The organism is Pseudomonas sp. BN414 (assembly GCF_029871275.1).
GTDB classification, from domain to species: Bacteria; Pseudomonadota; Gammaproteobacteria; order Pseudomonadales; family Pseudomonadaceae; genus Metapseudomonas; species Metapseudomonas resinovorans_C.
This window is the reverse complement of the sequence record NZ_SSOL01000066.1, coordinates 253,870-280,282: the sequence shown is the minus strand read 5'-3', so window position 1 is coordinate 280,282 and position 26,413 is coordinate 253,870. Positions and strand designations below refer to the sequence as shown.

Here is a 26,413-nt window from a genome sequence, read left to right as displayed (position 1 = left end):
GCATGAGTGCCCTTTCGGATAACCTCAAACCAGCAGCAAAGCCGCCCCGCCGCGATTGCAGCAGGTCGCAGTCTAGGGTGAGGTCCCCAGTCGGCAGAACCGACTTTTTATTCAGGATCTTGATTACTTGTAGTTATGGTTAAGCACACTGAACCCGATCAGACACTGGTCAAGATGCCATCACTTCGCGCCGTGAAATCCTTCGTTGCGGCGGCCAAGTACCAGAACTTCACCCGTGCGGCGGAAGCCTTGTGCGTGACGCAGGCAGCGATCAGCAGGCAGATCCGCGAGCTGGAAACCTATCTGGGCGCTGAGTTGTTCAAGCGCGAGGGCCGCGCCGTGGAACTCACTGCAGCCGGCTCGATTTTCTTCGATGCAGTGCAGCTTTCTTTCGTCAACATCTCCCAGGCCGCCGAGCGTATCCGCAGCAAGAGCACGTCGAGACGTGTGCTCACCCTTTGCTGCTCACCCGCGTTCTCGGCGCACTGGCTGGCTCCGCGCTTGCCAAGCTTTTTCAGCGCAAACCCGGACGTTGACCTCAACCTGATTACGACGCAGAACTTCCTATCGATGGAGCCCGGCGTGCGTCCGGACATCTTCATCACCAAAATGGCCAAGATCCGCGAGGGGTATCGCAGCTATCCCCTGATGCACGATGTGATCTACCCGGTCTGTACGCCGAAGTACCTCGCGGAGCACCCAGAGATATCCACCCTGGAAGGGCTTCGCGATACCGTGCTGCTGAATCTCAGCCCCTACGGTCGCTCGCAGGTCGCCGAACATGTCGATTGGAAGGTCTGGCTGGCGCTCAACGATATCGATCTCGAAGCACGCCCATCCAACGGCCCGCACTTCTTCAACGCCAACGACTACACCCTGCTCATACAGATGGTCCGGAATGATCAAGGTGTCGCGCTCGGCTGGAACCACCTGATAGGTCAACTGGTTGATCAAGGGTTGCTGGTCCGGCCCGTCGAGCAGGAGCTGGTGCTAAAGGACGCCCTGCATTACCTGACCTTTAACGAAGACAAGGAAAGTGACGAAGCCTGCTGCCGCCTGCGTGACTGGCTGATCGCACAGCTCTGATGACCTGGCGTTATCGTTTCCCCTCACTATTTATCAATTAAAGATTCAAAGAAACACTGCCATAGTTAACGTTTTATATTCACCAAAGAACCCGCCAAGTGCGGGTTTTTTCGTTTCTATCTTCCTTCGACAATCCATAACCTCCGATCATCGATTGCCACCCCTAAATGTTGCTTGTTGATGACCTGACCCTGTCATTAACCTTCTTTCCAACCCCATCCAACGGGCGCCGAACTCAACGATGCCAAGTTGGCAGCGTGCTCATCTCGTGAAAGAGATGCTTACCAAGCTGAAATAAGAAAGTTAGGTCTATGAAATGACAAAAATCACGTCTTTGCCTGCCGACGACAAGAGCTGTGGCTGGTACCACCTCAGTAAACCTCGTCAGCCAAGGCCTGGCCATTTCGGCAAGAGCTCCGCACGCTGGGTTGTGGTGGGAGCGGGATTCACCGGGCTTGCCGCCGCCCGGCAACTGGCGCTCAACTTCCCCAATGAAGAAATCATTCTTGTCGAAGCTCAGGAAGTCGGATTCGGCACCTCAGGCCGCAATGCCGGTTTTGCCATAGACCTCCCTCACGATATAGGGGCCGAGGATTACATCGGCGATATCGACACCGCCAAAATCAGTTTGAAACTGAATCTCACCGGACAATCCTTGCTCAAGGACCTGGTGGAGCAGCACAACATTGATTGTCAGATGAAAGCCTGCGGCAAGTACCAGGCTGCCATCGAAGATCGTGGCATTGCCGTGCTGGATGCTTACAGGCGTGGCTTGGACAAGTTGGGTCAGGCCTATGAAATGATCGAGGCCGACGAACTTCCAGCGCATATCGGTACACACTTCTACCGTAAAGCCCTGTTCACCCCGGGAACGGTACTGATTCAACCTTCTGCCCTGGTGAAAGGGCTGGCCGACAGCCTCCCGGGGAATGTCAGCCTCTTCGAAAACACGCCCATTACCGAGGTCGAATACGGCGAAAAAGTCGTCCTCACTCACGCCTGTGGCAGCATCACCGCCGATAAGCTCGTCCTCACCAACAACGCCTTCGGCATGAGCTTCGGCTTTCTCAAGGGCCGCATGCTGCCGATCTTCACTTATGCCAGCATCACTCGCCCGCTCAGCGCCGACGAGCAGGCGCGACTGGGTGGAAAGCCGTTCTGGGGGGTCATCCCCGCCGACCCGTTCGGCACGACAGTTCGGCGTACGCCGGATAACCGCTTGCTGATTCGCAACAGTTTCAGCTTCAACCCTGATGGGCGTAGCAATAAAAAGTTTATCGACCGGTTCATCAGTCGACACCGTGCGTCATTCGAAAGTCGATTCCCAATGTTGCCCGGAGTTGATTTCGAATACACCTGGGGCGGGGCACTGGCTCTGTCGAGAAATCACATGGGGTATTTCGGACAGTTAGCCAACAATGTTTATGGCGCCCTCTGCTGCAACGGTCTTGGTGTCACCCGAGGGACCGCCACCGGTAAATTGCTAGCTGACTGGCTGGCCGGAAAAAAGAGCGAGTTAATTGACTTCTTGCTGAACGCTCCCGGCCCAAACATGAACCCGCCGGAGCCTCTCCTTTCTGTTGGCGTAAACCTGAACCTCAAATGGGGACAGTATCGCGCCGGGAAAGAAAGCTAGGCAGCGATAGTTTTAACGGACAGATCCGGCCCAATCATCAATTGGCATTCCGCCCCGCGATGGCACGCCACTTTCAATTCAGGCGACTTGGCAAACTCTGGAGCTAATCAGATATCAGCCTTGAGGATCAGCTCCGCCTGAAGTTACGCAAAAACCATGTAAGCCAGGAGAAAATAATGATAATTCCTAGTACGTCTATCGAAGACGTCCCCATCAACGGCTTTCATAAGCTGTTGACCCTTCGATCAGGCGGCGGGTCGTTTGTTGACGGCTATGTGCTCAGCATCATCGGCGTTGTCATGGTGCAAGTCACTTCGGCAATGAGCCTCAGCAGCTTCTGGCAAGGTTTGATTGCCGCCTCGGCATTGATCGGCATTTTTTTTGGTGGGTTCTTCGGCGGTTGGCTGAGCGAGCGATTCGGACGCAAGAAAACATTCTTCGTCGGGCCGACCTTGTTCATGATCGCGTCGCTCGCCCAGTACTGGGTTGACTCCGCCCAAGGCTTGTTCGCCCTGCGCCTTCTCATAGGCGTGGCCGTAGGCATCGAGTATCCGGTCGCTACGGCATTGCTGGTCGAGTTCCTGCCGAAAAAGTATCGCGGCCCGCGGCTGGCGACGCTGACAATCCTCTGGTTCGCCGGCGCAGCGGCTGCCTATGTCGTGGGTGAAATCATCCTGCGCGTCGGTGGCGATGATGCCTGGCGCCTGGTCCTGGCCAGCGCAGCGGTGATTGGCGCCCTACTCTTCCTGCTGCGAATCGGCACCCCCGAGTCACCCCGCTGGCTACTTAGCAAAGGTCGCATCGCCGAGGCTGAGGGCGTCATCAAGCAGGTATACGGGCCCGACTTTTCTCTACGGAATCTCCCCGAGCAGCAGGAACGGAAGCAGCTCTCGTTCTGGAACCTGCTCCATTCCGGATACGGCAAACGCATGCTGTTTGTCACCGCCTTCTGGACCTGCTCGGTCATCCCGGTCTTTGCGGTCTACGCCTTCGCCACTACGGTCCTGCAGGCGCTTAACCTCAAAGGTGACTGGGCTTCCTTTGGCTCAGTGGCGATTACCCTTCTTTTCGTACTGGGCTGCATCATCGCGACCCGCCTGATCAACACCATCGGACGCCGCAGCATGCTGATCTACAGCTTCCTGTGGTCCGGCCTCGCACTGCTTGGATTGGGCATCTACCACTCCAGTTCGCAGCTGCTGATTCTGTTCCTGTTCGGTACGTACGCCCTGTTCATCGGCGGTGCGCAGGTCCTGACCCTGGTCTATCCGAACGAACTCTTCCCCACCGAGATTCGGACCTTCGCCGTCGGCATCGGGACCTCACTGTCGCGCATTGGCGCTGCGGTAGGCACCTACCTCGTGCCGATCTCCCTGCAGACCTTCGGCATCGCCTCGACCATGTATGCCGCCGCACTTGTAACGCTGGTCGGACTGCTGTTCGCACTGGCCCTTGCCCCGGAAACCCGCTCGCTCAACCTGCAGCAGGCGGCCTCGCTAACGTGAAAACAATGCGCCGATCCCTGGAATGAACCGGGACTCGGTGAACATTCAACATTCAACACCCTGGAGAATGCATCGTGAACTTTGACGGTATCTTCACCCCGGCAATCACCCCCCTTACGGCGGACGGAGCCATCGATAAGTCAGCCTTCGCTGCGGTACTGGAACACCTGATCGAATCGAAGGTTCACGGCATCGTCATCGGCGGTTCCACGGGTGAGTACTACGCCCACACCGCCCAGGAGCGTTTCGACCTCGCCGCGCAGGCCAAGGATGTCATCAACGGCCGTCTGCCGCTGGTGGTAGGCACCGGCGCCGTCCGCACCGAGGAATCGGTCGCCTATGCCGAACACGCCAAGGCCATCAAGGCCGACGCCATCCTGGTGGGTTCGCCGCCCTACGCCCTGCCGACCCAGAAGGAAATCGCGACTCACGTGCTGGCCGTGGACCGCGCCGCGGGCCTGCCGATCATGCTCTACAACTACCCCGCCCGCATGGGCGTCGGCATGGGTGACGAGTTCTTCGCCGAGGTGGCTGGCTGCAAGAACATCAAAGCCATCAAGGAAAGCTCGGGGGACACCGCCCGCCTGCATCGCCTGGCCGTGCAGCACCCCGACATCGCCCTGTCCTGTGGCTGGGATGACCTGGCGCTGGAATTCTTCGCCTGGGGCGCACGCAGCTGGGTCTGCGCCGGCTCCAACTTCATTCCCCGCGAACACGTAGCCCTGTACGAGGCCTGCGTGATCGAGAAGGACTTCGACAAGGGCCGTCGCATCATGGCCGAACTGATGCCGCTGATGGACTTCCTCGAAAGCGGCAAGTTCGTGCAATCCATCAAGCACGGCTGCGAGCTGATCGGCCTGCGCGCGGGTGGCGTGCGCGCGCCCATGCAGCCGCTCGAAAGCGAAGAGAAACAGGGCCTGCAGGAGGTCCTCAGCGTTCTCAAGCGCAACATCGCGAAAATCACCGAGGGTTCCAACAATGGCTGAATTGCTGAGTAAGGCCCAGTACGCGGAAATCGCCGCCAATGTGGAATTCCGTACCCAGGCGTTTATCGATGGTGCATTCCGCAAGGCGCTGTCAGGCCGTACCTTCGTCACCACCAACCCGGCCACCGGCGAGGTACTGGCCGAGATCGCCGCTTGCGACGTGCAGGATGTCGATGTGGCCGTGGCCGCCGCCAAGCAGGCTTTCGAGGACGGCCGCTGGTCGAAGCTGCAGCCCGGCGAGCGCAAGCACATCCTGCTCAAATTCGCCCAACTGCTGGAAGACAACGCCCATGAACTGGCGGTGCTCGAATCGCTGGACAGCGGCAAGCCGGTCAGCGAGTGCCAGAACGTCGACGTGCCGGAAACCATCCATACCATCCGCTGGCACGCCGAGCTGATCGACAAGATCTACGACTGCACCGCCCCGACCGGCAATGCGGCCGTGACCATGGTGGTGCGCGAAGCAATCGGCGTGGTCGGCCTGGTGCTGCCGTGGAACTTCCCGCTGCTGATGCTCGCCTGGAAGATCGCCCCGTCGCTGGCAGCCGGTTGCTCGATCGTCGTCAAGCCGGCCAAGGAAACCACCCTGAGCGCCCTGCGTGTAGCGGAGCTGGCCTATGAGGCGGGCATTCCTGCGGGTGTGTTCAACCTCGTCCCGGGTGGTGGGCGTGAAGTGGGCGAGGCCATTGGCCGCCACATGGACATCCCCATGGTCAGCTTCACCGGCTCCACCGAAACCGGCCGCCTGTTCCTGAAGTACGCGGCCGAGTCCAACCTCAAGCGCATCGTGCTGGAACTCGGTGGCAAGAATCCGGCGGTGGTCATGAACGACTGCGAGAACCTGGACGAAGTCGCCCAGTTCGTGACCGCTGGTGCGTTCTGGAACATGGGCGAGAACTGCTCGGCGTCCTCGCGTCTGATCGTTCATAAGGACGTCAAGAACGAGCTGCTGTCGCTGATCGTCAAGCACCTCAAGGACTGGAAACTCGGCGACCCGCTGGACCCGGACAATCGCCTGGGCGCCATGGTCAGCAAGTCGCACTTCGAGAAGGTTCGTTCCTACCTGACATACGCCACCGAGCAGAAACTCAATGTGGTGCAGGGTGGCGAAACTGATTCGGGCGTGTTCGTGCAGCCGACCATCATCGACGGCGTGTCTCGCGACAGCCGCCTGTTCGTCGAGGAGATCTTCGGCCCGGTACTGAGCGTCACCAGCTTCTCGACCATCGATGAGGCGATCGAGCTGGCCAACGATACCGTCTACGGCCTGGCCGCTTCGGCCTACACCGGCAGCCTGCGCAATGCCCTGCGCCTGTCGCGGGAGATCCGTGCCGGCGTGGTCACCGTCAACTGCTTCGGTGAAGGCGATGCCTCGACCCCCTTCGGCGGCTACAAGGAGTCTGGCTTCGGCGGTCGCGACAAGTCGATCTGGGCCCATGATCAATACACCGAACTGAAAACGATCTGGATCAACGCGGCTGAATAACGACGCGTCGATTGACCCGATTCGCCACCGCCTTCTGCGCGGTGGTCGAGTCGGGGAGTTTTGCATGACCGCGCCCAAGCAGCCGCTCCGCCAATGCTGCCGCACTCGGCATCCGCGAAGTACGGATGCCCGTCCCCAATTCCCATTTGGCATGTCCCGCTCGGAAAGTGAGATGCCGCGCGCGCACAAATCGATGTCGCTTTTCCTCAACGCGGTGGCGAGTAGGACCAACCGATCTCCGCGCCACGTGGACTATGTTGGCCTCGCGTGATGCTTGCCAGAAATGAGTGTCAGCGCTGGTGCGCCGCCGAGTCGAGCGGCGAATGAGTTACCAGCGATCTGGTGGCAGCCTCGCGTCTCCATAACAAGTCCAAGAGAAGAGATCAGAATGACTATCACCCGAGCGGAAAGCGCAAGCAGCGAGCTGGCGCAAGGCTTCAAGCCTCGCCACATAACCATGCTCTCAATCGCCGGCATCATCGGCGCGGGATTGTTCGTTGGCTCCGGACATGCCATCGCATCTGCCGGCCCTGCCGCAATCGTGGCCTATGCATTGGCCGGGACCCTTGTCGTGCTGGTCATGCGGATGCTGGGAGAAATGGCGGTAGCCAGCCCCGATACGGGCTCGTTCTCCACCTATGCCGACCGGGCCATCGGCCGATGGGCCGGCTTCACCATCGGCTGGCTGTACTGGTGGTTCTGGGTGCTGGTCATTCCCATTGAAGCGATCGCCGCAGGCGTTGTGCTGAACAACTGGTTTCCCCAGGTCGAGACCTGGTTCTTCGCACTTGCGGTGACCGTGCTGCTGACCGCCACAAACCTCTTCAGCGTGGCGAAGTACGGCGAGTTCGAGTTCTGGTTCGCGATGCTCAAGATCATCGCGATCGTGGCCTTCATCGCGCTGGGTGCCAGTGCTCTTCTCGGAATCCTGCCTGATCGTGAGGTAAGCGGCCTGCAGCGCCTGACGCTGGAGCACGGTGGGTTCATGCCCAATGGCTGGACCGCAATCATCGGTGCCCTGCTGACGACGATGTTCAGCTACATGGGTACCGAGGCAGTGACCATTGCGGCTTCCGAATCGAGCGACCCTGCCAGGAACATCGCAAAGGCTACCCGCTCCGTGATCTGGCGGATCAGTGTTTTCTATCTCCTGTCGATCTTCGTCATCATCTCCGTCGTGCCGTGGAATGACCCGCTGCTGCCGGTCCAGGGTTCCTACCAGCGCGCACTGGAAATTATGAACATCCCCTACGCCAAGTTCCTGGTCGACATGGTGGTACTGGTGGCAGTCGCCAGTTGCCTGAACTCGTCGATCTACATTTCCTCGCGCATGATCTTCTCGCTCGGCAAGCGCTCCGATGCGCCCGCTTTCATCCAGCGGACTTCCGCAGCGGGCGTACCCCGTGCCGCTGTCATCGCCAGCACCCTCATCGGTATGCTGACGACCGCCTTGAACTTCTTCGCACCCGCTCAAGTATTTGCGTTCCTGCTGGCCAGCTCCGGTTCCATTGCCCTGCTGGTCTATCTGGTCATCGCGTTTTCCCAACTGCGCATGCGTTCGATGCTGCAGAAACAGAACGCAGAAATCGCCTTCAAGATGTGGCTGTTCCCCTGGCTGACCTGGGCGGTCATCGCCTTCATCGTCTTCGCCCTGGGCGTGATGTTCGTCATGCCTCAGCACCGGCTCGAGGTGACTTCGACCCTGGGGTTGGCGGTCATGATCATGCTGATCGGCATCACCACGAAACGACAGGACCATCAACCCGAGCGTGTCGGCGCCGTAGGAAAAACCGCCTGATCTGAACGACTACACATCACCCGGGGTATTTCCACCACGGGTCGGACTCGAAGCGCCCGGGCGATGACGCCTGGGCGTTTCCTGCTTCCTGGCTTGTGCCTGGCATGACGATCCGGGTCAGGCCAGATGCCGAGGTATCGAACCAGTTGAAATTGAATGAGGAAGAGATTGAGAGAGCGGAGGTTTTTCAGCGACGGTTTGCAGGGACGAAACCTCCGGTTTGTGGGTGAACACAAGGATGAGCAGTTACCTCAGGCTCGAGTGGGCTTCGTCCTGCTCGAGCATTTTTCTCTCCCGGCCTTCACGCAAGCGCTCGATACCCTGGTGACCGCCAACCTGATCCGCGCAGGTGCGTTCTCCACCAAAACCTTCACGCTGGATGGCACGTCAGTAGCCAGCGACCTCGATCTGGTGATTTCGCCGAGTTCGCCACTCCACGGCGAGCTCTTGCACGAACTCGATCTGCTTGTTGTGTGTGGCGGGCTTCGGACAACGCTATGTGCTTCGCCGCAGCTGACACACGTGCTGCACGTGGCAAAGGACCGGGGCGTCGCCCTCGCCGGCCTCTGGAATGGCGCATGGTTCCTGGGACAGGCCGGGTTGCTCGATGGCTACAAGTGTGCGGTGCATCCAGAAAATCGGGCCGCTCTCGCTGAACTGGCCAGGAGCAGCCAGGTGACATGCGAGAGCTTTGTCGTCGATCGCGACCGGCTGACTGCCGCGAGTCCGATGGGCGCCTTCCACATGGTTTTGAAATGGATCGACCTCTTGCATGGCCGCGGGCTGGTCGACGCCATTGTCGATATCCTGGCATTCGAAGAATCACGCTATCGACGCGTCCATCCGTCTCTGCACGAGAAGATGAGCGAACCGGTCCGAGACGCGATTACCCTGATGAGCGCGAACATCGAGGAGCCTCTTACCCAGGACCAGCTTGCGCGATACGTCGGCCGCTCCAAGCGGCAAATGGAGCGACTCTTCCAGCAGCAACTCGGAACCACTCCGGTTCGCTTCTATCTGGAGTTGCGTATTACCGAAAGCCGCCGACTGCTCCAGTACTCAGACCTTCCCATTGCCGAGGTCAGCGTTGCCTGCGGCTTCGCCTCTGCCAGTCATTTCAGCAAGTGCTACGCCGCGTTTTATGGTTACTCCCCGTCCAGGGAAGTTCGACACGGCTATGTGAAATCCACGAAATAGCAGGCGCGAGGGCTTGCCAGGTCAGGCGATCACCCGCTCCCGCAACCTGGCCAGCATGCCGAGGATGCTGCCGACACGCTGGTTCTCGCCGGCCTCCTTCGGCACCTCGGCCACACGCGGGACCAGGTCGAGGGGTTGGGAACGCCAGAGAAAAGCCTGTTCGGCTGCAGCCTTCAGGCCCTTCTCGAACAGCCCCCGACGGATCGGTTTGGGCAGGTAACGGAAGATCTGCGCTTCGTTGATCAGTTTCAGCAGGGCCTGGGTATCGCGGAATGGTGTCACCACCAGGCTGAGCAGGCGCGGATGGGCCTGGGCCAGGGATTTCAGCAGCGGCGCCATGTCCTCGTCGCCGAGCTTGAGGTCGCTGACGAGCAGGTCCACGGGTTCCAGGTTCAGTATCACCAGCGCTTCGCTCAGGTTGTGGGCGCGTATCAGGCGATGGCCGCCGGCCTGGCAGAAGGCTTCGACGCAATGCAGCGTTTCCGAGTCGTCGTCGAGCAGCAGCAGGTTCAGCGGTGCCGCCAGGTCGCTGGTGGCGGCGGTGACCGGCGCACTGGCCTGGCGCTCGGCTATTTCCGCTGCCTGGCGCAAGGTGAAGGCCATTTCCTGCGGGTCCCAGGGCTTGGTCAGGTAGCGGAAGATGCCGCCGTTGTTCAGGGCCTCCACCGCAGCGTCCAGATCCGAATAACCGGTGAGCAGGATGCGCAGGCACTCCGGGGCGACTTCTCGCGAGCGGGCCAGCAGCTCCGCGCCGCTCATGCGTGGCATGCGCTGGTCGCTGACGATGATCTGCACCGACTCTTCCTTCAGGCGCTCCAGCGCCCGCAGCGGATCGCTCTCGGTGATCACCTCGTACTGGCGACGGAACTGCAGCGCCAGGCTACGCAGGATGCGCTCCTCGTCATCGACGAAGAGGATGCGGACAGGTGAGGTCATGGGCTCAGGCACTCCGTTTCAGTTCGACCGCCTGACTGCGCGGCAGGCTGATGAGAAAGCGCGTTCCGCGCCCCGGCTCCGACGCCACGCGGATGCTACCGCCGTGGTCGCGAATGATTTTGTAGCTGATGGACAACCCCAATCCCGTCCCCTGCCCCACCGGCTTGGTGGTGTAGAACGGGTCGAAGATGCGTTGCATGACTTCCGGCGGCATGCCCCGGCCGCTGTCCTGCACGGAGATGCAGACATTGCCGTCGTCGGCCCAGCTCTTCACCTGGATGCGTCCCGGTGCATCCATGGCCTGGGCAGCGTTGGTGAACAGGTTCAACAGCACCTGGTTGATCTGCGACGGAGCACAAGCGATACGCGGGAGCTCACCCAGCAGTTGGAAAACCTCTGCCTTGTCCTTGATGTGGTTGCGGGCGATGAGCAAGGCGCTGCGGATGCAGTCGTTGAGGTCCACTTCCTCGCTCATGGCACGATCAAGACGGGCGAAATCCTTGAGTCCGGACACCAGCTCGGTGATCTGGCCGAGGCCGTAGAGCGTGTCGCCGAACAGCTGCCGCAAGTCGTCCGCCAGCAGCTCGGGAGCGGCCGCTTCGCGGCTGGCGGCGGCTCGTTGCAGCGCAACGGTGAGCCGCTGTTCGTCACAGTTCGGGTCTTCCAGGCAAGCGGCCAAGGCAGCCTGGCTTGCGGCCAGGGCGAACAACGGCGTGGTCAGCTCTTCCATCAGTTGAACGTTGTTCTTCACATACCCCAGCGGCGTGTTCAGCTCATGGGCGACGCCCGCCACCATCTGGCCGAGGGATGCCATCTTCTCCGACTGCACCAGTTGCGCCTGGGACTCCTTCAGGTCCACCAGTGCCTGGCGCAGTACCCGGTTGCGCTGGGCAACGCGCAGCTCCATGGCTTTCAGCAAATCAAGCACCGTACCCAGTCCGAGGTAGTGTCCCTGGTCGTCCACCAGGATGAAATCTTCGGTAATGGGGTACTGCAATTGCGCGGTGACCTGCTTGGCCGCCGTTTCCAGGCCAGAGGCGAGGGCCACGGTCAGCGGCACCGGATTCATCACGTCGCCCACCGGACGCCGACCCCAGAGGTCGCGGCCGAAGCGCTGCATGAAGATGTCCTGCAAGGTGTAGCGGCTGACCAGCCCCAGCGGCTTGCCCTGCGCGTCCACCACCGGTAGGGACAGGAAGGCCTTGTGCTCGGGCGTCAGCAGGCGATCAGCCACATCACTGATGCTCATCTCCGGGGCCAGCGGCTCCACGGTCTTGAGCAGGCGAGCCAGACTGCTTGCGGCTGCCATTAGCGGTACTCCGGACGACATTTGAGGTGCAGCGCATTCAAGCAGCATCAGGTTGCCATCATGTGACAGGCGTCTCATGCAAGAAACAAATGGCAAGGAAGCGAAGTAGCGACAACACTGAAGCTCGACGCCAACAGGAACCATCACCATGCCCGAAAAAGCTGCCGCTCCGAGCCCCCGCAAAGGTCTGCTGCTCCGCCTGCTGCGAATCCTTGCCTGGCTGCTCATGGCGGTATCGCTGGTCTGCGTAGCACTTTACCTGGCGTTCGGCCCCGCGCAGCTGTTCGAACGCCTGAAGCCGCCCCCACCGGTATTCCCGGAGAGCAATGGCATCGAAGCCCCCTCCGCACCCGTTGCCGCCGCGCCGGTTCCCGCCCCTGTCCAGGCACCAGCCGAATCGCAGGAAATGGTCGAGCTGATGATGGAGAGCATCGAAGACATCTGGGGCGAGTTCCTCGCCCGTGGCGACTACTCCTACAAGAAGGCCAAGCTGGTCACCTACCGGGGCAAGGTCGAGTACCCCTGCAAAGACGTCGGCACCGCCAGCGGCCCCTTCTATTGCCCCGGCAGCAAGACCCTTTATCTGGACCTGGACTTCCTCGACGGCGTGCAGAAAAAGTCGCCTGACGTCGGCGACTTCGCGCGCAGCTACGTCGTCGCGCACGAGGTGGCCCACCACATGCAGAACCTCGTGGGCGTCAACAGCTGGATCAAGGATATGAAGGAAGGCGGCGTCGAACTCTCCGGACCGGAAGGCCTGGTGGTCACCCAGGAGCTACTGGCCGACTGCCTGGCTGGCAGCTGGGTCAGCTACGCCCAGAAGAAGTACGCCTGGGTGAAACCCGAAGAGGTGGACAAGATGCTGCAGGCGGTCATGGCCTATGGAAAGGAACAAGCCGCCATCCCGGGCAAAGCCCCCATGCGTGACCCACTCACCCACGGCAGCTTCGAGCAACGCCAGAAGTGGCTGCATACCGGCATCGAAACCGGCGACCCGCAACGATGCTTGCAGTTGTTTACGGGGATTGCGCAGTAGTGGTCTGAATGGCGGGGCCGCGTCGCATCGAATGGGTTCGCCCACGGGCGCCAGGCAGGTGCAGCCTGCAGGTCAGGCACGGGCGGCTCATCGTCGAGTGCCGCGAAGCCCAACAGGGCCTGCACCATTGCTGGGCTTCGCTCTGACCTACTTGGCTGTGCTGATGTCCCCGCTCTCCCAGCGCGACTCGCCGCTTTCCAGCGCATTGGCGATGGTGGCGAGCTTGTCGTCCGGCAGTGATTCGGGCAGTGGGTCGACACCGGCGCTGACGAACAGTTGGGCATAGGCGTTACGCAGTTCCGCGTAGGACAGATCACGCTTGAGCTGCGCCTGGAGGGTGTTCAGTTCCCCCTGGATCAGGTCCAGCTCGCCGATGCTCTGGGTCTTGTAGCGATTGCGCAGCTGTTCGGCGATCTGTCCGTCGAGGTCGGCCAGCTCTTCGCTGGTCTTGAACTGGCGCTGGGCCTCGTGGAAGTTGGCGTTGGCCACATAGAGCTGCGCCAGCACAGCCATGGACATCGCCTGGCGACGGGCAGCGGCGACGGACTCGCCGGCCTTGGCGACGTCGATGGCGGCCGGGCCGGAGAGGACGTTGAACAGGTTCCAGGTAACCTTCACGCCGTAGTCGGCCCAGCTCTGGTTGACCAGGAAGGAGTTGCTGTCGTAATGGCCGCCAGCGGAGAACTCCAGGCCCGGCAGCAGGCGCAGCATGGCCTTGCGGGTTTCGGCAGCGCTGATGCGCGCCTGGTAGTCCTGCTCGCGCAGTTCCGGACGGCTGGCCAGGGCTTCTTCTTCCAGGCGGTTCATGTCCACCTTGAGTTCCGGCACCTGGTAGTCGTCGGTGGCGGCCAGGGTGAAGTCGGTGTTCAGCGGCAGGTTGATCAGCGCGGCCAGTTCGGTCTTGGCCAGGGACAAGGCGCGACGCTGCTCTTCCAGCTGGCGGGTAGCCTCGATCAGCGCGCGCTGGTAGCTCATGGCTTGTACCGGGTCGCCGATGCGCTCCGAGCTCATGCGCTGGCTGCTGGTGCGAGCTTCGTCGACGCGCGCCATCAGGCTGTCGATCTGCTTCAGCAGACGGTCGGCCGCCACGGCGCGCCAGTAGGCCGAGCGCACGTCCTGGATGATGGTGTGAACAACCTTGCGGCGGCGCTCCTGGACGATCAGGCGCTGGTCGGCCTGTTGCTTGGCGCTGACGTAGCTGACGCCGAAGTCGAGCACGTTCCACACCATGGTCAGGTCGGCGACACCACGGTCGCGATCCTGGGAGGTGGACGGTTCCAGCGACTGGGTGTCGGTCAGCACGCTCTGGCTGCTGGAGGCGCTGACGTTGCTGCGCCCGGCGTAGCCCGCTTCCATGGCCATGCGCGGCAGCATGTCGAAGCTGGCCAGATCCACCTGGCGCTTGGCCAGGGCTTCTTCCATCACCTTCAGGCGTGCCTCGAGGTTGTACTTCACTGCGCGGGCCATGGCCTCGTGCAGGGTCAGGGGTCCGCTGAGGGGCTCCTGGTCCTTGAACATGGTCGCCAGGTCCTGGCGCGCACGCTGCTCGCTGACGCTACGGTCGATGGGCTGGCTGGTCACCGCGCAACCCGTGACCGCCAGCGCCAGCACACTTACGCTGAAAAACTTCGCTGCTTTGCTCATCCTTGGGCCGCCCCCTAGACACGGCACTTACAGATTTCTAATTCGTTGTTCTTCAAGCCTGCGGGCGATCCGCCTGGATCTGTCCCAGTGCCATGGCCAGCTCCCTGACCTGACGCTGCTCGTTGTCCTTGATGTCCTGCAACTGCTGGCCAAGCGTGGGCGCACCGAAGATGCCCTGGCCGCTCCCCCCGGAGCCACCCTTCCATTGCTTGCCGTCGAACAGCTTCATCTCTTCGGAATCCTGCGGTACATCCTTGTCGAAGAAGCTCGACAGGCTGCTGCTGCCGAACACGCCGCCGTCCCCTCCACCGAAGCCGAGGAACCCTGAGCCGGAGCCATCGCCGAAGCCGTCGCTGCTGCCGAACACCTGCGCGATGAAGCTGGGCGCCAGGGCTCCCTGGTTGATGAAGATGTTGCCCAGGGTCGGAATTCCACTGCCCAGGGTCGGCTGCTCGAACAGCGGCGGCGGAATGAGCGGCGAAGTGAACGGCGGCGGCGGATTCGGCAGCACGGTGTCCACCGGAACCGTCGGCTCTGGCGGCACGATGATCGGCGGATTGGTGCGGAACTCCGGATCGCCGTCGCTCTGCGGCACGCTGTAGGTCTGTGCCGACAGTCCGCTGAGCATCGGGTTGCCCGCTGTATCGGTGATCAGGGTTCCGGTGGCGTTCAGCCCGAGGCTGAGGGTACCGGCGCCGGCGACATTGCTGACGGTGACCAGGAAGGTCCGGCTATCCACCTGCGTCAGCGACTGCAGGGTGCCCGTGACGTTGCCGGTGGTCACCAGGTTGAAGTCGCCGAGATCGACGCCGCTGACGCTTTCGTCGAAGGTCACGGTGTACTGCACGCTGCCCGGAGTGGCGAGCGGCGCGACAGTCGCGCTGGCGTTGGGAGCCGTGGTATCGACGATCACGCCGCTGGTGTTGCCGACGCCATTCAGGGTCAGATTCATCGAATTGCCGATGGCATCGCGCAGCGTCGCACCATTGGCCACCAGGCCAGTGACGGCGATGCCGTTGGTGTCGTTGTCGCCGGCGCGAACCGTGTATTGGAACACCAGCGTGTTGCTGCCCGAGCCCGCCACGTAATCCGCGAACACGGTAACGCCGCCCATATCGATGGCCAGTTGCGGAATGCCGTTGACGATCACCGCTTCACTGGCGTTGACCACGAAGGTCAGGGTGTCGCCAGCGTTGTAGTGCACGCCGACCGGCGCGCTGACGCCAGTGACGGTGGGCACATCGCGGTCGACGCTGTACACCGCGCCGGTCAGGCCGCCGGTGATAGCGTTGCCGGCAACGTCGACGATGCCGGTAGCCGAACCATTGAGGTTGAGCCCCAGCGTGCCGGTGCCGCTTACGCCACTGACGGTGATCTGGAAGGTACGGGCATCGATCTGCAGCAAACCGGTCAGGCTGCCGCCGGCAGTGCCGGTGGTGATCAAAGCGAAGTCGCCGAGGTCCACGCCGCTGACGTTCTCGTCGAAGGTCACGGTGTAGCGCACGCTGCCGGCATTGGTGGGCGACGGATCGAGGGCGACGATCCCGATCGGGCTGGGAGCCTGGGTATCGACGATCAGGTTGCTGGTGTCGCCCGCACTGTTCAGCGCGAGGTTCATGTTGTTGCCGGCCGCATCCCGCAAGGTTCCGCCGTTGGCCGCCAGGCCGGTGACGGCGATGCCGTTGGCGTCGTTGTCGCCCGCCTGGATGGTGTACTGGAACACCAGGGTCGAGGTACCGGAACCCGTCACGTAATTGGCGAACACTGTCGTGCCGCCGATATCCAGGGCCAGGCGCGGGGTGCCGTTGACGATCACCGCCTCGCTCGCGTTGACCACGAAGCTCAGGGTGTCGCCGGCGTTGTAGGGAAGGCCCACGGGCACGCTCACGCTGGCCACCGTCGGCACAACGGCATCCACCCGCACGCCCGTCGTGCTGGCGACGTTATTCAGCGTGGTATTGGCGTTATTGCCCACGCTGTCGCGCAACGTGCCGCCATTCGCCTGGATCGCGCCGCCCACGCTGACGCCATTGGTATCCAACTGGCCGCTGCTGACGGTCAGGCGGAACACCAACGCGGAGGTGCCGGAACCACTGAGGTAGTTGGCGAAGACCGTACCCCCGCCGTCCAGGGTGATGGCGACGCGCGGCGTGCCGCCAGTGGTGTCGACGATCACCGCTTCGCTGAGGTTGACGGTGAAGTCGAGGTTCTGCCCCGCCACATAGGTGCCGTTGGCCGGCACGCTGACGCTGGTGACGGTGGGCACGTCGCGGTCCACGCTGTACACCGCGCCGGTCAGGCCGGCGAAGAGCTCATTGCCGGCCTGATCCACGATGCCGGTACCGGAGCCTTTAAGGTTCAGGCCCAGTGTGCCGGTACCGCTCACACCGCTGACGGTGACCTGATAGGTCTGTGCATCGAGTTGCACCAGCCCGGTCAGGCTGCCGGCGGCAGTGCCGCCAGTCACCAGGTCGAAGTCGCTGAGGTCCACACCGCTGACGGCCTCGCTGAACGTCACGGTGTAACGCACGCTGTCGGCGTTGGTCGGCGACGGGTCGAGGGTGACGATGCCGTTCGACACCGGTGCAAGGGTGTCGACTATCACACCGCTGGTATCACCGATGTTGTTCAGCGCCAGGTCCAGGCTGTTGCCGGCGGCATCCCGTAATGTTCCGCCGTTGGCCTCCAGCCCATTCACAGCGATGCCATCGGCATCGGTGTCGCCGGTGACCACTACGTACTGGAAGACCAGGGTGCTGGTGCCGGAACCGCTCACGTACTGGGCGAACACGGTATTGCCGCCGATATCCAGGCTCAGGCGCGGCGTGCCATTGACGAACACTGCCTCACTGGCATTGACCACGAAGCTCAGGGTGTCGCCGGCGTTATACGCAACGCCCACCGGGACGCTCACGCTAGCCACGGTCGGCACCACGGCATCCACCCGCACACCCGTCGTGCTGGCGACGTTATTCAGGGTGGTATTGGCGTTGTTGCCCACGCCGTCGCGCAACGTGCCGCCATTGGCCTGGATCGCGCCGCCGACGCTGATGCCATTGGTATCCAGTTGGCCGCTGCTGACGGTCAGGCGGAACACCAGGGCGGAGGTGCCGGACCCGCTGAGGTAGTTGGCGAAGACCGTACCCCCGCCGTCCAGGGTGATGGCGATGCGCGGCGTGCCGCCAATGGTGTCGACGATCACCGCTTCGCTGAGGCTGACGGTGAAGTCGAGGTTCTGCCCCGCCACATAGGTTCCGTTGGCGGGCACGCTGACGCTGGTCACTTGCGGCACGAGGCCGTCAATGACGATGCCGTGCTGGCCGGCGATGGAGTCGGCGCCACCCACGGCCGGCAGGGTGAGAATGGCGTCGTCGCTGCCGACGTTTCGGATGGTCGCGCCGTTCAGGGCCAGGGCGCCGGTGGACTGGTAGTCCAGGTCGGCGCTGACATCACCTGCCTGCACGGTGTAGCTGAAGGTCAGGGTGTTGCTGCCCGAGCCGGAAACATAGGTGGCGGTACGGTCCAGCAGGCCGGTTTCCAACAGCAACGAAGGCAGACCGCCGGACGTGTCGACGACCACGGTCTGGTCGAAGCTGATGGTGACGGTGATGACATCACCCACCTTGTAGCCGCCATCCGGATTGCTGACGCCGATATCGGTGACCAGCGGGTTGATCGGGTTGACGGTGATGTTGATGGTGTCGGTATCGGTCTGGACGCCGCCGCTACCCGTGCCCCCCAGGTCGCTGGTGGTGATCTGGATGCTGGCAGGACCGTTGTAGCCCGTGATTGGGCTGAAGGTCAGGCCGCTCAGGGCGATGTTGATGTCGGCGATGCTGCCATCGAAGGTCATGCTGGCGTCGCCAGTCCCAGTGCCGACCGTGAAGACCAGGCCTGTCAGGCTGCTCAATGTGATCAGGCCATTGGTGGCGGTGAGGGTGACGCGCACGGTGCCGCCCCCCGCGTCCACGTCGCTGATGGTGATCAGGTTGCCGTTGCCGCTGCTGAATACCAGCGTGTCGTCCTGATCCACAATGGCGCTGGCAGGGGCACTGTTGACCGGGGCATCGTTGACGGCCAAGACCGCCAGCGTAAGGGTGGTCGAGTCGGCCTCGCTGCTGCCGGTACCGGACAGGCCCGGGTCACTGCCGGTGTTGCCGCCATCGTCGATGGCGACCGTCAGCGTCACGCTTGCCGTGGCGTTGCTGGCGGTGGTGAAGCTCAGGCCGCTGGCAGCGATGAAGGCGTTGATGTCGGCCAGCCTGCCAGTCAGCGTGAGGCTGCCGGTGCCCGAGCCACCCACGATGACGCCGCTGCCACTGGTGGCAGCAAGGGTGCCGCTGGCCACACTGAAGGTGGCGGTGACGCTGCCGGTGCCTGCATCGATATCGGCGAAACTGATGCCAGTCAGCGCCGTGGTGACATCCTCAGTCACAGCGATGAAACCGGGCGCGGTGATGCTTGGGCCATCGTTCACCGCCTCGATGCCGACCATGGCCGCGACACTGACGCTGGTACTGTTCACGCCGCCATTGCTGGTGCCGCCGCTGTCGCTGATGCTGGTCAGCGTGACCGCACGACTGCTGCCGCTCGGCGTCTCGCTGCTGTTGCGGTAGCTCATGCCATCGATGACGGTCTGGACGTTGCCCGTGCTGAGGCCGCCGGCGATGGCCAGGGTGACGGTAGCGGTGCCACCACTGACGCTGACGCTATAGCTGATTCCATTGCCGCCGGTGGTGGTGCCACTGGTGCCGTTGACCAGGATGATGTCGGTACCGTCGATGCGCAGGATTTCGCTGGCACCGTTGGCGAGGTTGCTCACGGTCAGGGTGAGGCCAGTGATGGTCTGGCCCGCCTCGACGGTGCCGACGCTCACGCCGCTGAACAGGTCCACCGCCGCACCATTCTCGGTGTACGTGGACGTGCCGCCGGTGGCGGACAAGGTGGGTGCATCGTTCACGCCGGTCACGCTGACGGCGATGTCCGCGTTGGCGCTGGTGGCGCCGTCGCCATCGTCCACGGTGATGCGCACGGTACGGGTGGCGGTGCTCGGATCGAGGGTGTTGCCGTTGGTGTAGGTGATAGTGCGCACCAGCGCCTGGACGGCCGCCGGGGTCGCATTGGCGTTCAGGCTGATCACCAGGTCGTTGCTGCCGGTGCCGCCGGTGAAGGTGCCGATCACCACGCCGCCGAAGGTGACGTTCGAACCGGAAACACCGATCTGCCCTGCCCCCGTCCCCTGATTCAGGATGGAGAGGAAGTCTTCGCCGCTGGCGCGGTTGGCGATTATGGCAACGGTGACTTTGCCGCCATCGAAGTCCACGGAATCGCTGTCGGTCACCGTGGCGTCGCTGCCGGAATCCAGCAGGGCCGCGCCGCCGCCTTCGATGACACCCACGCTGTCGCCATTCAGGTTGCCGACTACCGGCGGCTCGTTGGTCGGCGCCGTCAGGGTGAAGTCGTTGCCGGTGGCGCCGACGTAGCTGACAGTCAGTTCGGTGCTGTTGCCGCCGGCGGCCAGGGTGGCGCCTTCGGCGAGGCCACTGAAGTTGCCGGTCACGCTGTCGTTGAGATCGTTGCTGATCAGCGTGTAGGTGTCGCCGAGGCCGGGCGTATAGCCATGGGTGACCGCCAGGGTGGCGCCGGAAACGTCCACCGTGCCGTTGACCACAACCTGGTCGTACTGGGTTCCGGCCGTGGTGCCGTTGATCTCGACCGCCAGGATGCTGCCTGCGTTCATCTGCAGGTTGCCGTTCACCGTCAGGGTGCCCGCGCTGTTGCCCGGCGACAGGACCCCGCCGCTCTGCACGGTCAGGGTGTTGGTGGAGCTGTTGGCGAAGATGCTGCCGTTGCCGCCAAGCGTGGCGCCAGAAGCCACCGTCAGGCTGGAGGTACCGGCCAGCGCACCATTCACCAACAGGGTGCCGGCGTTGACATTGGTCGCGCCTGTGTAATTGGAACCACCGGTCAGCGTCAACGTACCGGCGCCCAGCTTCGTAAATGAATTGGAATTCGTCAGCACGCCGGCAAGCGTCAGCCCATAGGCATTGCTGATCCTGCCACCACCGGTATCGAGCACGATGGCGTTGGTCAGCGTGACATTGCTGCCGGTGACTTCAAGGGTGCCGCCGTTATTCAACCCCAGCGTGTTGACGCTGAGATTGCTGGCGTCGGTAATGCTCAGCGTGCCGCCACCTCCCACCGTGGTGGTACCGAGATAGCCGTTGCTGCCGCTCAGCGTGAAAGTGCCGGTACCCGTTTTGATCAGATTGCCCGAGCCATTGATACTGCCGCTGAAAGTCGTGCTGAGATTGGTGCCGCCGGTGGACAGCGTATTGCTGTTCAGTTGTACCGTGCCGGCGCCGGACAGCGCGCCGATGGTCTCGGTCGCCGACAGCGTGAAGGTGGCGCCCGAATCCACGTTCACGAGGGCAGTGTCGGCGATGGCGGCGCCGCCGCTGGCCGTCAGGCCGCCGGCCGACACCTGGACCCCGCCAGTGAAGGTGTTGCTTCCCGACAGTGTCAGCGTGCCGCTACCGGTCTTGACCAGGCTGCCGGTGCCGTTGATCCCACCGGCGAACGAAGTGTTGCTGTTGTTGCCGCCCGTGGTCAGGGTGTTGCTGCCGAGCGCCAGGGTGTTGCCGGCGGTGCCGGCCAGCGAGCCGATGGTCTCGCTGGACGCCAGTTCGAGCGTGGTGGAGTTGCTGACGGTGACCGCCGCGCTGTCACTGACGGCCGAACCGCCGCTGAGGATCAGCTTGCCGGCGGCGACCGTGACGCTGCCGGTGTGGGTGTTGATGCCGGACAACGTGACGCTGGTGCCAGTAGTGCCGCCGGTGGTCAGCGCGCCCGAACCCGACATCACGCCCGACAGCACCAGGTCGCCAGCGTTGGAAAAGAGGATGCCCGCGCCGCCGAGGACCACGTCGTTGTCGACGGTGGTGGAGGCGGTGTTCAGCAGCACGCTGCCGCTGTTGAGGGTGATCGTGCCCGAACTCAGCATGTTGTCGGCGGCGAACTGCAAGGCTGCGTTGGTCGCCGTCAGCGTGCCGCTCCAGGTGGTCGAGTTGCCACTGTTGCTCAGCGTCAGAAGCTCACGGTTACCGCTGATAACGCCCGTCACGGTAAGCCCGCCGGTGCCGCTGAAGGCGCCGCTGAAGGTGGCTTCGGCGTCCTCAATGAAGCTGATGCTGCCGGCCGTGGCCATGTTCACGGCGTTGGAGAAGGCCAGCGCTGTGGTCGTGCTGACATCCAGCGCGCCACCATTGAAGGTGATGGTGCCACTGCCCAGGGCCGCACTGGACTGTACCGAAAGGGTACCCGCGGCCAGCGTGGTGCCGCCCAAGTAGTTACTGCTGAGGGAACTCAGCGTGAGTGTGCCCGCACCCGTTTTGGTGAGGCTGCCACCGCCAGTGATCGCGCCGGAGACAGTCACTGCCGCATCGGTCTGGAATGTGGCCGCGCCACCGAGGTTGAACGCATTGTTGATGGTGGTAGCGCCGGTCACCTGCAAGGTCGTGCCGGCCGCCAGCGTAACCGCGCCTGCGCCGAGGTTGCCGTCCCCGGCCACAGCCAGGGTGCCGGCCGAGACGGTGGTGGTGCCCGAGTAGTTGTTGCCGCCCGACAGGGTCAGCGTGCCGCTGCCGGTCTTGGTCAAGGCGCCAGCGCCGCCTATCGCGCCGCTCAGGCTGACGGCCAGGCCGGAATCCACCGAGACGCGGCCGGCGCTTGCGCCCAGCGTGATGGCGTTGTCGATGGTCCCCGTGCTGGTGACCGACAGCGTGCCGTCGTTCAGTTGCACGGTTCCGCTGCCCAGATTGGCGTCGCCGGCGATCGCAACCGTACCGCCGCTCAATACCTGCAATCCCCAGCTCTGGCCGCTGTTGGTGCCGGACAGCGTGAAGGTGCCGCCGCCATCCAGCGCCAAGGTGCCGGAACCGGTGATCGCGCCGGAGAAGGTGCTACTGGTGCCGTTGATGCCGACCGTCAGCGCGGAGGTGCCGAGGGCCACGGTACCGGCGCCGGACAGGGCGTCGATGGTCTCGTCGGCGGAAACGGTCAGGGTCGCGCCGGACGCCACAGTCACCGACGTGTTGTCGTCCAGCGCGCCGCCGACTCGGTTGAGCGTCAGTCCGCCCGCCGACACGTTGGTGGCGCCGGTGTAGCTGTTGTTTCCGGTCAGCGTCAACGTGCCACTGCCGGCCTTGGTGAGGCCGAACAGGCCCGAGATCACGCCGGAATAGGTGGTGCTGGTGTTGTTGGCGCCGGTAGTCAGCGTGGCGTTGAGTACCAGGCTGCCACTGCCTGCCAGCGAACCGATGATCTCGGCGGTGGAGACGGTCAGCACGGTGCTGGCCGATAGCGTCACCGCACTGTTGTTGCCGAGCGCCGAGCCACCGCTCAGCGTCAGGCCACCGGCACTGAGGTTGACACCGCCAATGTGGGTGTTGTTGCCGGACAGGGTCAGCGTACTGGCACCGGTCTTGGTCAGGCTGCCGCTGCCACCGAGGCTGCCACTTAGCGTAGCGGTGGCGCTGTTGTTGATGGTCGAGGCGGAGAGCACCCAGATCGCGTTATCGACTGTGGTACCGCCGCTGATGGCCAGGGTGCCGCCGTCCAGCGAGATCAGGCCGGAACCCAGGTAATCGTCGTTGCCGATCGACAAGGTTCCGCCGGTGACGGTGGTGCCGCCGGTGAAACCAGCCTCGTTGTTGCTGTTGGAAAGGATCAGGGTGCCGCTGTCGGTCTTGGTCAGATCGGTCGTACCACTCAGCGCACCACTGATGGTCAGGGTGCTGCCTGAGGTCACGCTGATATTGGCGCTGCCCAGGTTGACGGTGCCGCTGAGGGTCGAAGAGCCCGAAATCAGATGGAGGGCGCCGTAGTTGACGCTGCTCACCTGCGTGCCGGTGCCTTGGATCACGAGGTTCTCGGCGACGGTGAGGCCACCCGTCACGCGCAGCGTCGCACCGTTCCAGACCAAGGTGCTGCCAGCAGTGGTACCCAGCGCATTGGCGTGGCCGAGGATCAGCGTTCCAGCCATGATGCTGGTGCCGTCGGTGTAGGTATTGTTGCCATCGAGCTGGAGGATTCCCTGGCCGGACTTCAGCAAGGTGCCGCCGTCGCTGCCGGAAATTACGCCGCTCAGGGTCAGTTGCGTAGCAGCGGTGCCCCCGACATCAATGATGCCGCCAATGCCGAGGTTGATGGCGTTGTCCACGGTAAAGGAGGCGTTATTGTTGGACAGGGTGCCGCCGCTCAGCACCAACGTTCCGGACGACAGATTGTCATCGTCACTGATTTGCAAGGTGCCGTTGAAAGCTCGGATGCCGCCGGACATATTGGCTTCGTTGCCAGTGCTGGTGAGGGCCAACGTTCCGGCACCTTGCTTGAGCAGCGTGCCAGTGCCAGCCAGCGTGCTGCCGAGGGTGACTGTGCCGGTAGAGTGGGTGACTGTCTGGGAGGTGCCGCCACCGAGCGTAATGGTACTGCCGGTAATGGTCAGGCCAGCGGCAGCATCGGCGTTGAAGGTCAGGTTTTCAGTAAGGCTTAGACCACTGCCCAGGGTGATGGTCTGGTCCGCCATGCCGCTGCCGAACACGATGGTCTGCTGGCCCGTGGCGTCCCCCGCGGCGATAGCCACTGCCTCGCGCAGGCCCACACCGTTGCTGGCATCGATGATGGAAACATCGCTGGTGTTAGTTACGTAGATGGTGTCGCTCGTGACCGTGACATCGGCGGTGGCGCTGGAGGCTCCATCGCTCAGGGTGAAACGCACGGTCGCATCGCCGGCCGGGGTGTCGCTGCGGTAGGTGACGCGCTGCGCCACGTTGTTGATCAGCGCGGTCGTGGCGGCGGTGCCGCTGCTGGTGAAAGTGATCGTCAGCACGCCGCCGGTGGAGGTGAAGGTGGCGAAGGTCTGGCCACCGGACTCCAGGGTATTGCCGTTGACCGTAAACAGCGCGCCTGCGGTGTTGAACCCGAAGGTATCCGCGGAAACCGCTGTTCCCGAGCGCTGCACGGTCAGGCTCCCGCCCGCCCAGTTGCCGTTGCCGCTATTCAGCGCGCCTTTCTCGGTATCGCTGAAGACAGCGTTACTGCCCGAATCCAGCGTGACCGTGTTGCCAACTCCAGCCCAGGCGACGCTGTCACCGTTGACGTTGCTAATGCTGGGAGCCGAGTCGATCACGATGGCCTTGTTGGCGCCCAGCGAGCCGGCCGCGCCCGGTGACGCCAGGGTCAGGGTGGCATTGTTGGCGGCGGCATCACGAATGGTGCCGCCGTTGAGGGCCAGGGCGCCGGTGCTGAGGTAGTCCAGGTCGGCGTTGGTATCACCGGCCTGTACGGTGTAGTTGAAGGTCAGGGTGCTGGTCCCGGAACCGCTGCTGTAGTTGATGACCCGATCGATGGCGCCAGTTTCCAGGGTGAGCCGGGGCGTACCGGTGACCGTGACCACCTCGCTGAAGGTCACGGTGACGGAGATCACGTCTCCCGCTTTGTAAGTTCCATTGGCCGTACTGGAACTGACGGACGTCACCGTTGGCGGCGTGGTATCGGGGATGACGGCGTCGCTGAAATTGATGTCGTCGATGTCGACGTCGAGGTCAGCTCCGGTGATCCTGACTTCGTCGATGTACTCCCATTTGCTGTCTACGCTGACGTTGAAGGTCGCGGTGCCCGACGTCACATCGACGACCTTGGCATCGATCAGCACACCATTCCGATAGGCGCTGATGGTGAACGAGCTGTCTCCACCAAAACCGCGGTCCACGACAAAGCTGTTGAGCTTGAATTCCGACCCATCCTGGGTCTTGAATCCGACTTCCGTGGAGGTGCCGGGGCCGGTGCTCCGGTATCCCAGGGCATGGTCAGTGCCGGCCGCGATGAAGCCGTCATTGACGATCGAAATGGCAACGCTGTCGTTATTGAAGTACGTGACCCCGCCGATAGTGGCGCTGTTGCTCCCCTGGCCCGCAACAGGCAGGGCGTCGAAATTCTGGTCCGCGGGCGTCGCCAGCAGCCCGTAGTAGGCCTCCAGGCCAAGCAACGCGCTGGTTTCGACAGTGCCCAGGTTCTGCTCCAGGGTCCAATCGCCGCCCAATCCGGCTGCGCCTGTCATGTCGTCCGAAGCGGCGACATCGGCCCCTGTTGCATTGGCCAGAGCCTGGACGAACTCATTACCCGCCCCATCGGCCCCCACTCGGCAGCCGTACACCAGGATGTCGCCATCCTTGTCGAGAGATTGGCCAATGGCGTCGAGCAACTCGCTACGAGCGGCTATATCGCCACCGTCCAGCCAGTCGTTACCCAGCTGGATCTTGCCCACATCGCCGTGACTAAGGATGTGAATGGCATCGATGCCGCTGCGACCGTCGAGGTAGTCAGCAATCTGCTGCAGCCCGTCCTTGTTCGCATCTAGTACGACGACTTCGGTGCCGGGCTTCAGGCCACTGACGAGCTGCTGGTAATCCCTGACATTGCTGTCAACAAAGACCACTTCCTGGCGGTTGTCGGCAGTGCCCGACGGGGCCGCGGCCAGGTTGTCGGTCGCGTTGTCATGCTGCGGCGCATCCGCCTGGCTGCCCTGTGCATCAGATACATCGGAGGCCGGTGCGGCATCTGCCGCTTCCACCGCGGTAGCAGCGACTGCGCCGTCGAACATCATTCGAGCTTCAAGCGCCAAGGCAATCGCCGAGCGAGCCGGCTGAGCGGCCGCTTGCTCGCGAGCAGTCTTCTTCCACCACATGGAACACCTCCTACTGCCATTCAACGAGGGGGAAGACGAGTCTCGCCT

12 protein-coding genes are annotated in these 26,413 nt (G+C 62.9%); 8 read left to right on the top strand and 4 right to left on the bottom strand.

Annotated features, from left to right (window positions below):
- Positions 1-135: 135 nt before the first annotated feature.
- From E8E95_RS15585 to E8E95_RS15555, 7 genes are all read left to right on the top strand, one after another.
- The gene (locus E8E95_RS15585; RefSeq protein WP_280351624.1) at positions 136-1,086 is read left to right on the top strand and encodes a LysR family transcriptional regulator; all 951 of its coding nucleotides are present in this window, start codon (positions 136-138) and stop codon (positions 1,084-1,086) included.
- A gap of 316 nt (positions 1,087-1,402) precedes the next feature.
- The gene (locus E8E95_RS15580) at positions 1,403-2,722 is read left to right on the top strand and encodes an FAD-binding oxidoreductase (RefSeq protein ID WP_280351622.1); all 1,320 of its coding nucleotides are present in this window, start codon (positions 1,403-1,405) and stop codon (positions 2,720-2,722) included.
- Positions 2,723-2,898: 176 nt separating this feature from the next.
- Positions 2,899-4,227 (top strand): MFS transporter, encoded by a 1,329-nt coding sequence (locus E8E95_RS15575; RefSeq protein WP_280351620.1) that lies wholly within the window; start codon positions 2,899-2,901, stop codon positions 4,225-4,227.
- 74 nt (positions 4,228-4,301) lie between these two features.
- Positions 4,302-5,213, top strand: coding sequence for a dihydrodipicolinate synthase family protein (locus E8E95_RS15570; RefSeq protein WP_280351618.1), 912 nt, complete (start codon positions 4,302-4,304; stop codon positions 5,211-5,213).
- A complete protein-coding gene (locus E8E95_RS15565; RefSeq protein WP_280351616.1) occupies positions 5,206-6,699 on the top strand; it encodes an aldehyde dehydrogenase in 1,494 nt (497 codons plus the stop codon). The genes E8E95_RS15570 and E8E95_RS15565 overlap by 8 nt, the downstream gene beginning before the upstream one ends.
- Before the next feature lie 388 nt (positions 6,700-7,087).
- Positions 7,088-8,497, top strand: a complete 1,410-nt coding sequence (gene gabP / locus E8E95_RS15560) for a GABA permease (protein ID WP_280351752.1) — start codon at positions 7,088-7,090, stop codon at positions 8,495-8,497.
- Positions 8,498-8,653: 156 nt separating this feature from the next.
- On the top strand, positions 8,654-9,694 hold the full coding sequence (locus tag E8E95_RS15555) for a GlxA family transcriptional regulator (protein WP_280351613.1): 1,041 nt from the start codon (positions 8,654-8,656) through the stop codon (positions 9,692-9,694).
- Between the two features lie 21 nt (positions 9,695-9,715).
- On the opposite strand, the gene E8E95_RS15550 is transcribed toward E8E95_RS15555, so the two are convergent.
- A complete protein-coding gene (locus E8E95_RS15550) occupies positions 9,716-10,630 on the bottom strand; it encodes a response regulator (RefSeq protein WP_280351611.1) in 915 nt (304 codons plus the stop codon).
- Positions 10,631-10,634: 4 nt separating this feature from the next.
- Positions 10,635-11,939, bottom strand: a complete 1,305-nt coding sequence (locus E8E95_RS15545; RefSeq protein ID WP_280351609.1) for an ATP-binding protein — start codon at positions 11,937-11,939, stop codon at positions 10,635-10,637.
- 148 nt (positions 11,940-12,087) lie between these two features.
- Here E8E95_RS15545 and E8E95_RS15540 point away from each other — a divergent pair, with 148 nt between their 5' ends.
- Positions 12,088-12,975 (top strand): neutral zinc metallopeptidase, encoded by an 888-nt coding sequence (locus E8E95_RS15540; RefSeq protein ID WP_280351607.1) that lies wholly within the window; start codon positions 12,088-12,090, stop codon positions 12,973-12,975.
- Positions 12,976-13,122: 147 nt separating this feature from the next.
- Here E8E95_RS15540 and E8E95_RS15535 read toward each other — a convergent pair whose 3' ends face one another.
- Both E8E95_RS15535 and E8E95_RS15530 read right to left on the bottom strand, forming a co-directional pair.
- Complete coding sequence (locus E8E95_RS15535) at positions 13,123-14,619, bottom strand: TolC family protein (protein ID WP_280351605.1); 1,497 nt, start codon at positions 14,617-14,619, stop codon at positions 13,123-13,125.
- Between the two features lie 52 nt (positions 14,620-14,671).
- Positions 14,672-26,365 carry a DUF4347 domain-containing protein gene (locus E8E95_RS15530; protein ID WP_280351603.1) on the bottom strand — a complete coding sequence of 3,898 codons (11,694 nt, stop codon included), beginning with the start codon at positions 26,363-26,365 and terminating at the stop codon, positions 14,672-14,674.
- Between the last annotated feature and the right edge of the window lie 48 nt (positions 26,366-26,413).

What these genes read in the sequence shown, in the direction of transcription:
- E8E95_RS15585 (WP_280351624.1), top strand. Translation starts at nt 136, where the DNA reads ATGGTTAAGCACACTGAACCCGATCAGACACTGGTCAAGATGCCATCA.
- E8E95_RS15580 (WP_280351622.1), top strand. Translation starts at nt 1,403, where the DNA reads ATGACAAAAATCACGTCTTTGCCTGCCGACGACAAGAGCTGTGGCTGG.
- E8E95_RS15575 (WP_280351620.1), top strand. Translation starts at nt 2,899, where the DNA reads ATGATAATTCCTAGTACGTCTATCGAAGACGTCCCCATCAACGGCTTT.
- E8E95_RS15565 (WP_280351616.1), top strand. Translation starts at nt 5,206, where the DNA reads ATGGCTGAATTGCTGAGTAAGGCCCAGTACGCGGAAATCGCCGCCAAT.
- gabP (WP_280351752.1), top strand. Translation starts at nt 7,088, where the DNA reads ATGACTATCACCCGAGCGGAAAGCGCAAGCAGCGAGCTGGCGCAAGGC.
- E8E95_RS15555 (WP_280351613.1), top strand. Translation starts at nt 8,654, where the DNA reads ATGAGGAAGAGATTGAGAGAGCGGAGGTTTTTCAGCGACGGTTTGCAG.
- E8E95_RS15550 (WP_280351611.1), bottom strand. Translation starts at nt 10,630, where the DNA reads ATGACCTCACCTGTCCGCATCCTCTTCGTCGATGACGAGGAGCGCATC.
- E8E95_RS15545 (WP_280351609.1), bottom strand. Translation starts at nt 11,939, where the DNA reads ATGGCAGCCGCAAGCAGTCTGGCTCGCCTGCTCAAGACCGTGGAGCCG.
- E8E95_RS15540 (WP_280351607.1), top strand. Translation starts at nt 12,088, where the DNA reads ATGCCCGAAAAAGCTGCCGCTCCGAGCCCCCGCAAAGGTCTGCTGCTC.
- E8E95_RS15535 (WP_280351605.1), bottom strand. Translation starts at nt 14,619, where the DNA reads ATGAGCAAAGCAGCGAAGTTTTTCAGCGTAAGTGTGCTGGCGCTGGCG.
- E8E95_RS15530 (WP_280351603.1), bottom strand. Translation starts at nt 26,365, where the DNA reads ATGTGGTGGAAGAAGACTGCTCGCGAGCAAGCGGCCGCTCAGCCGGCT.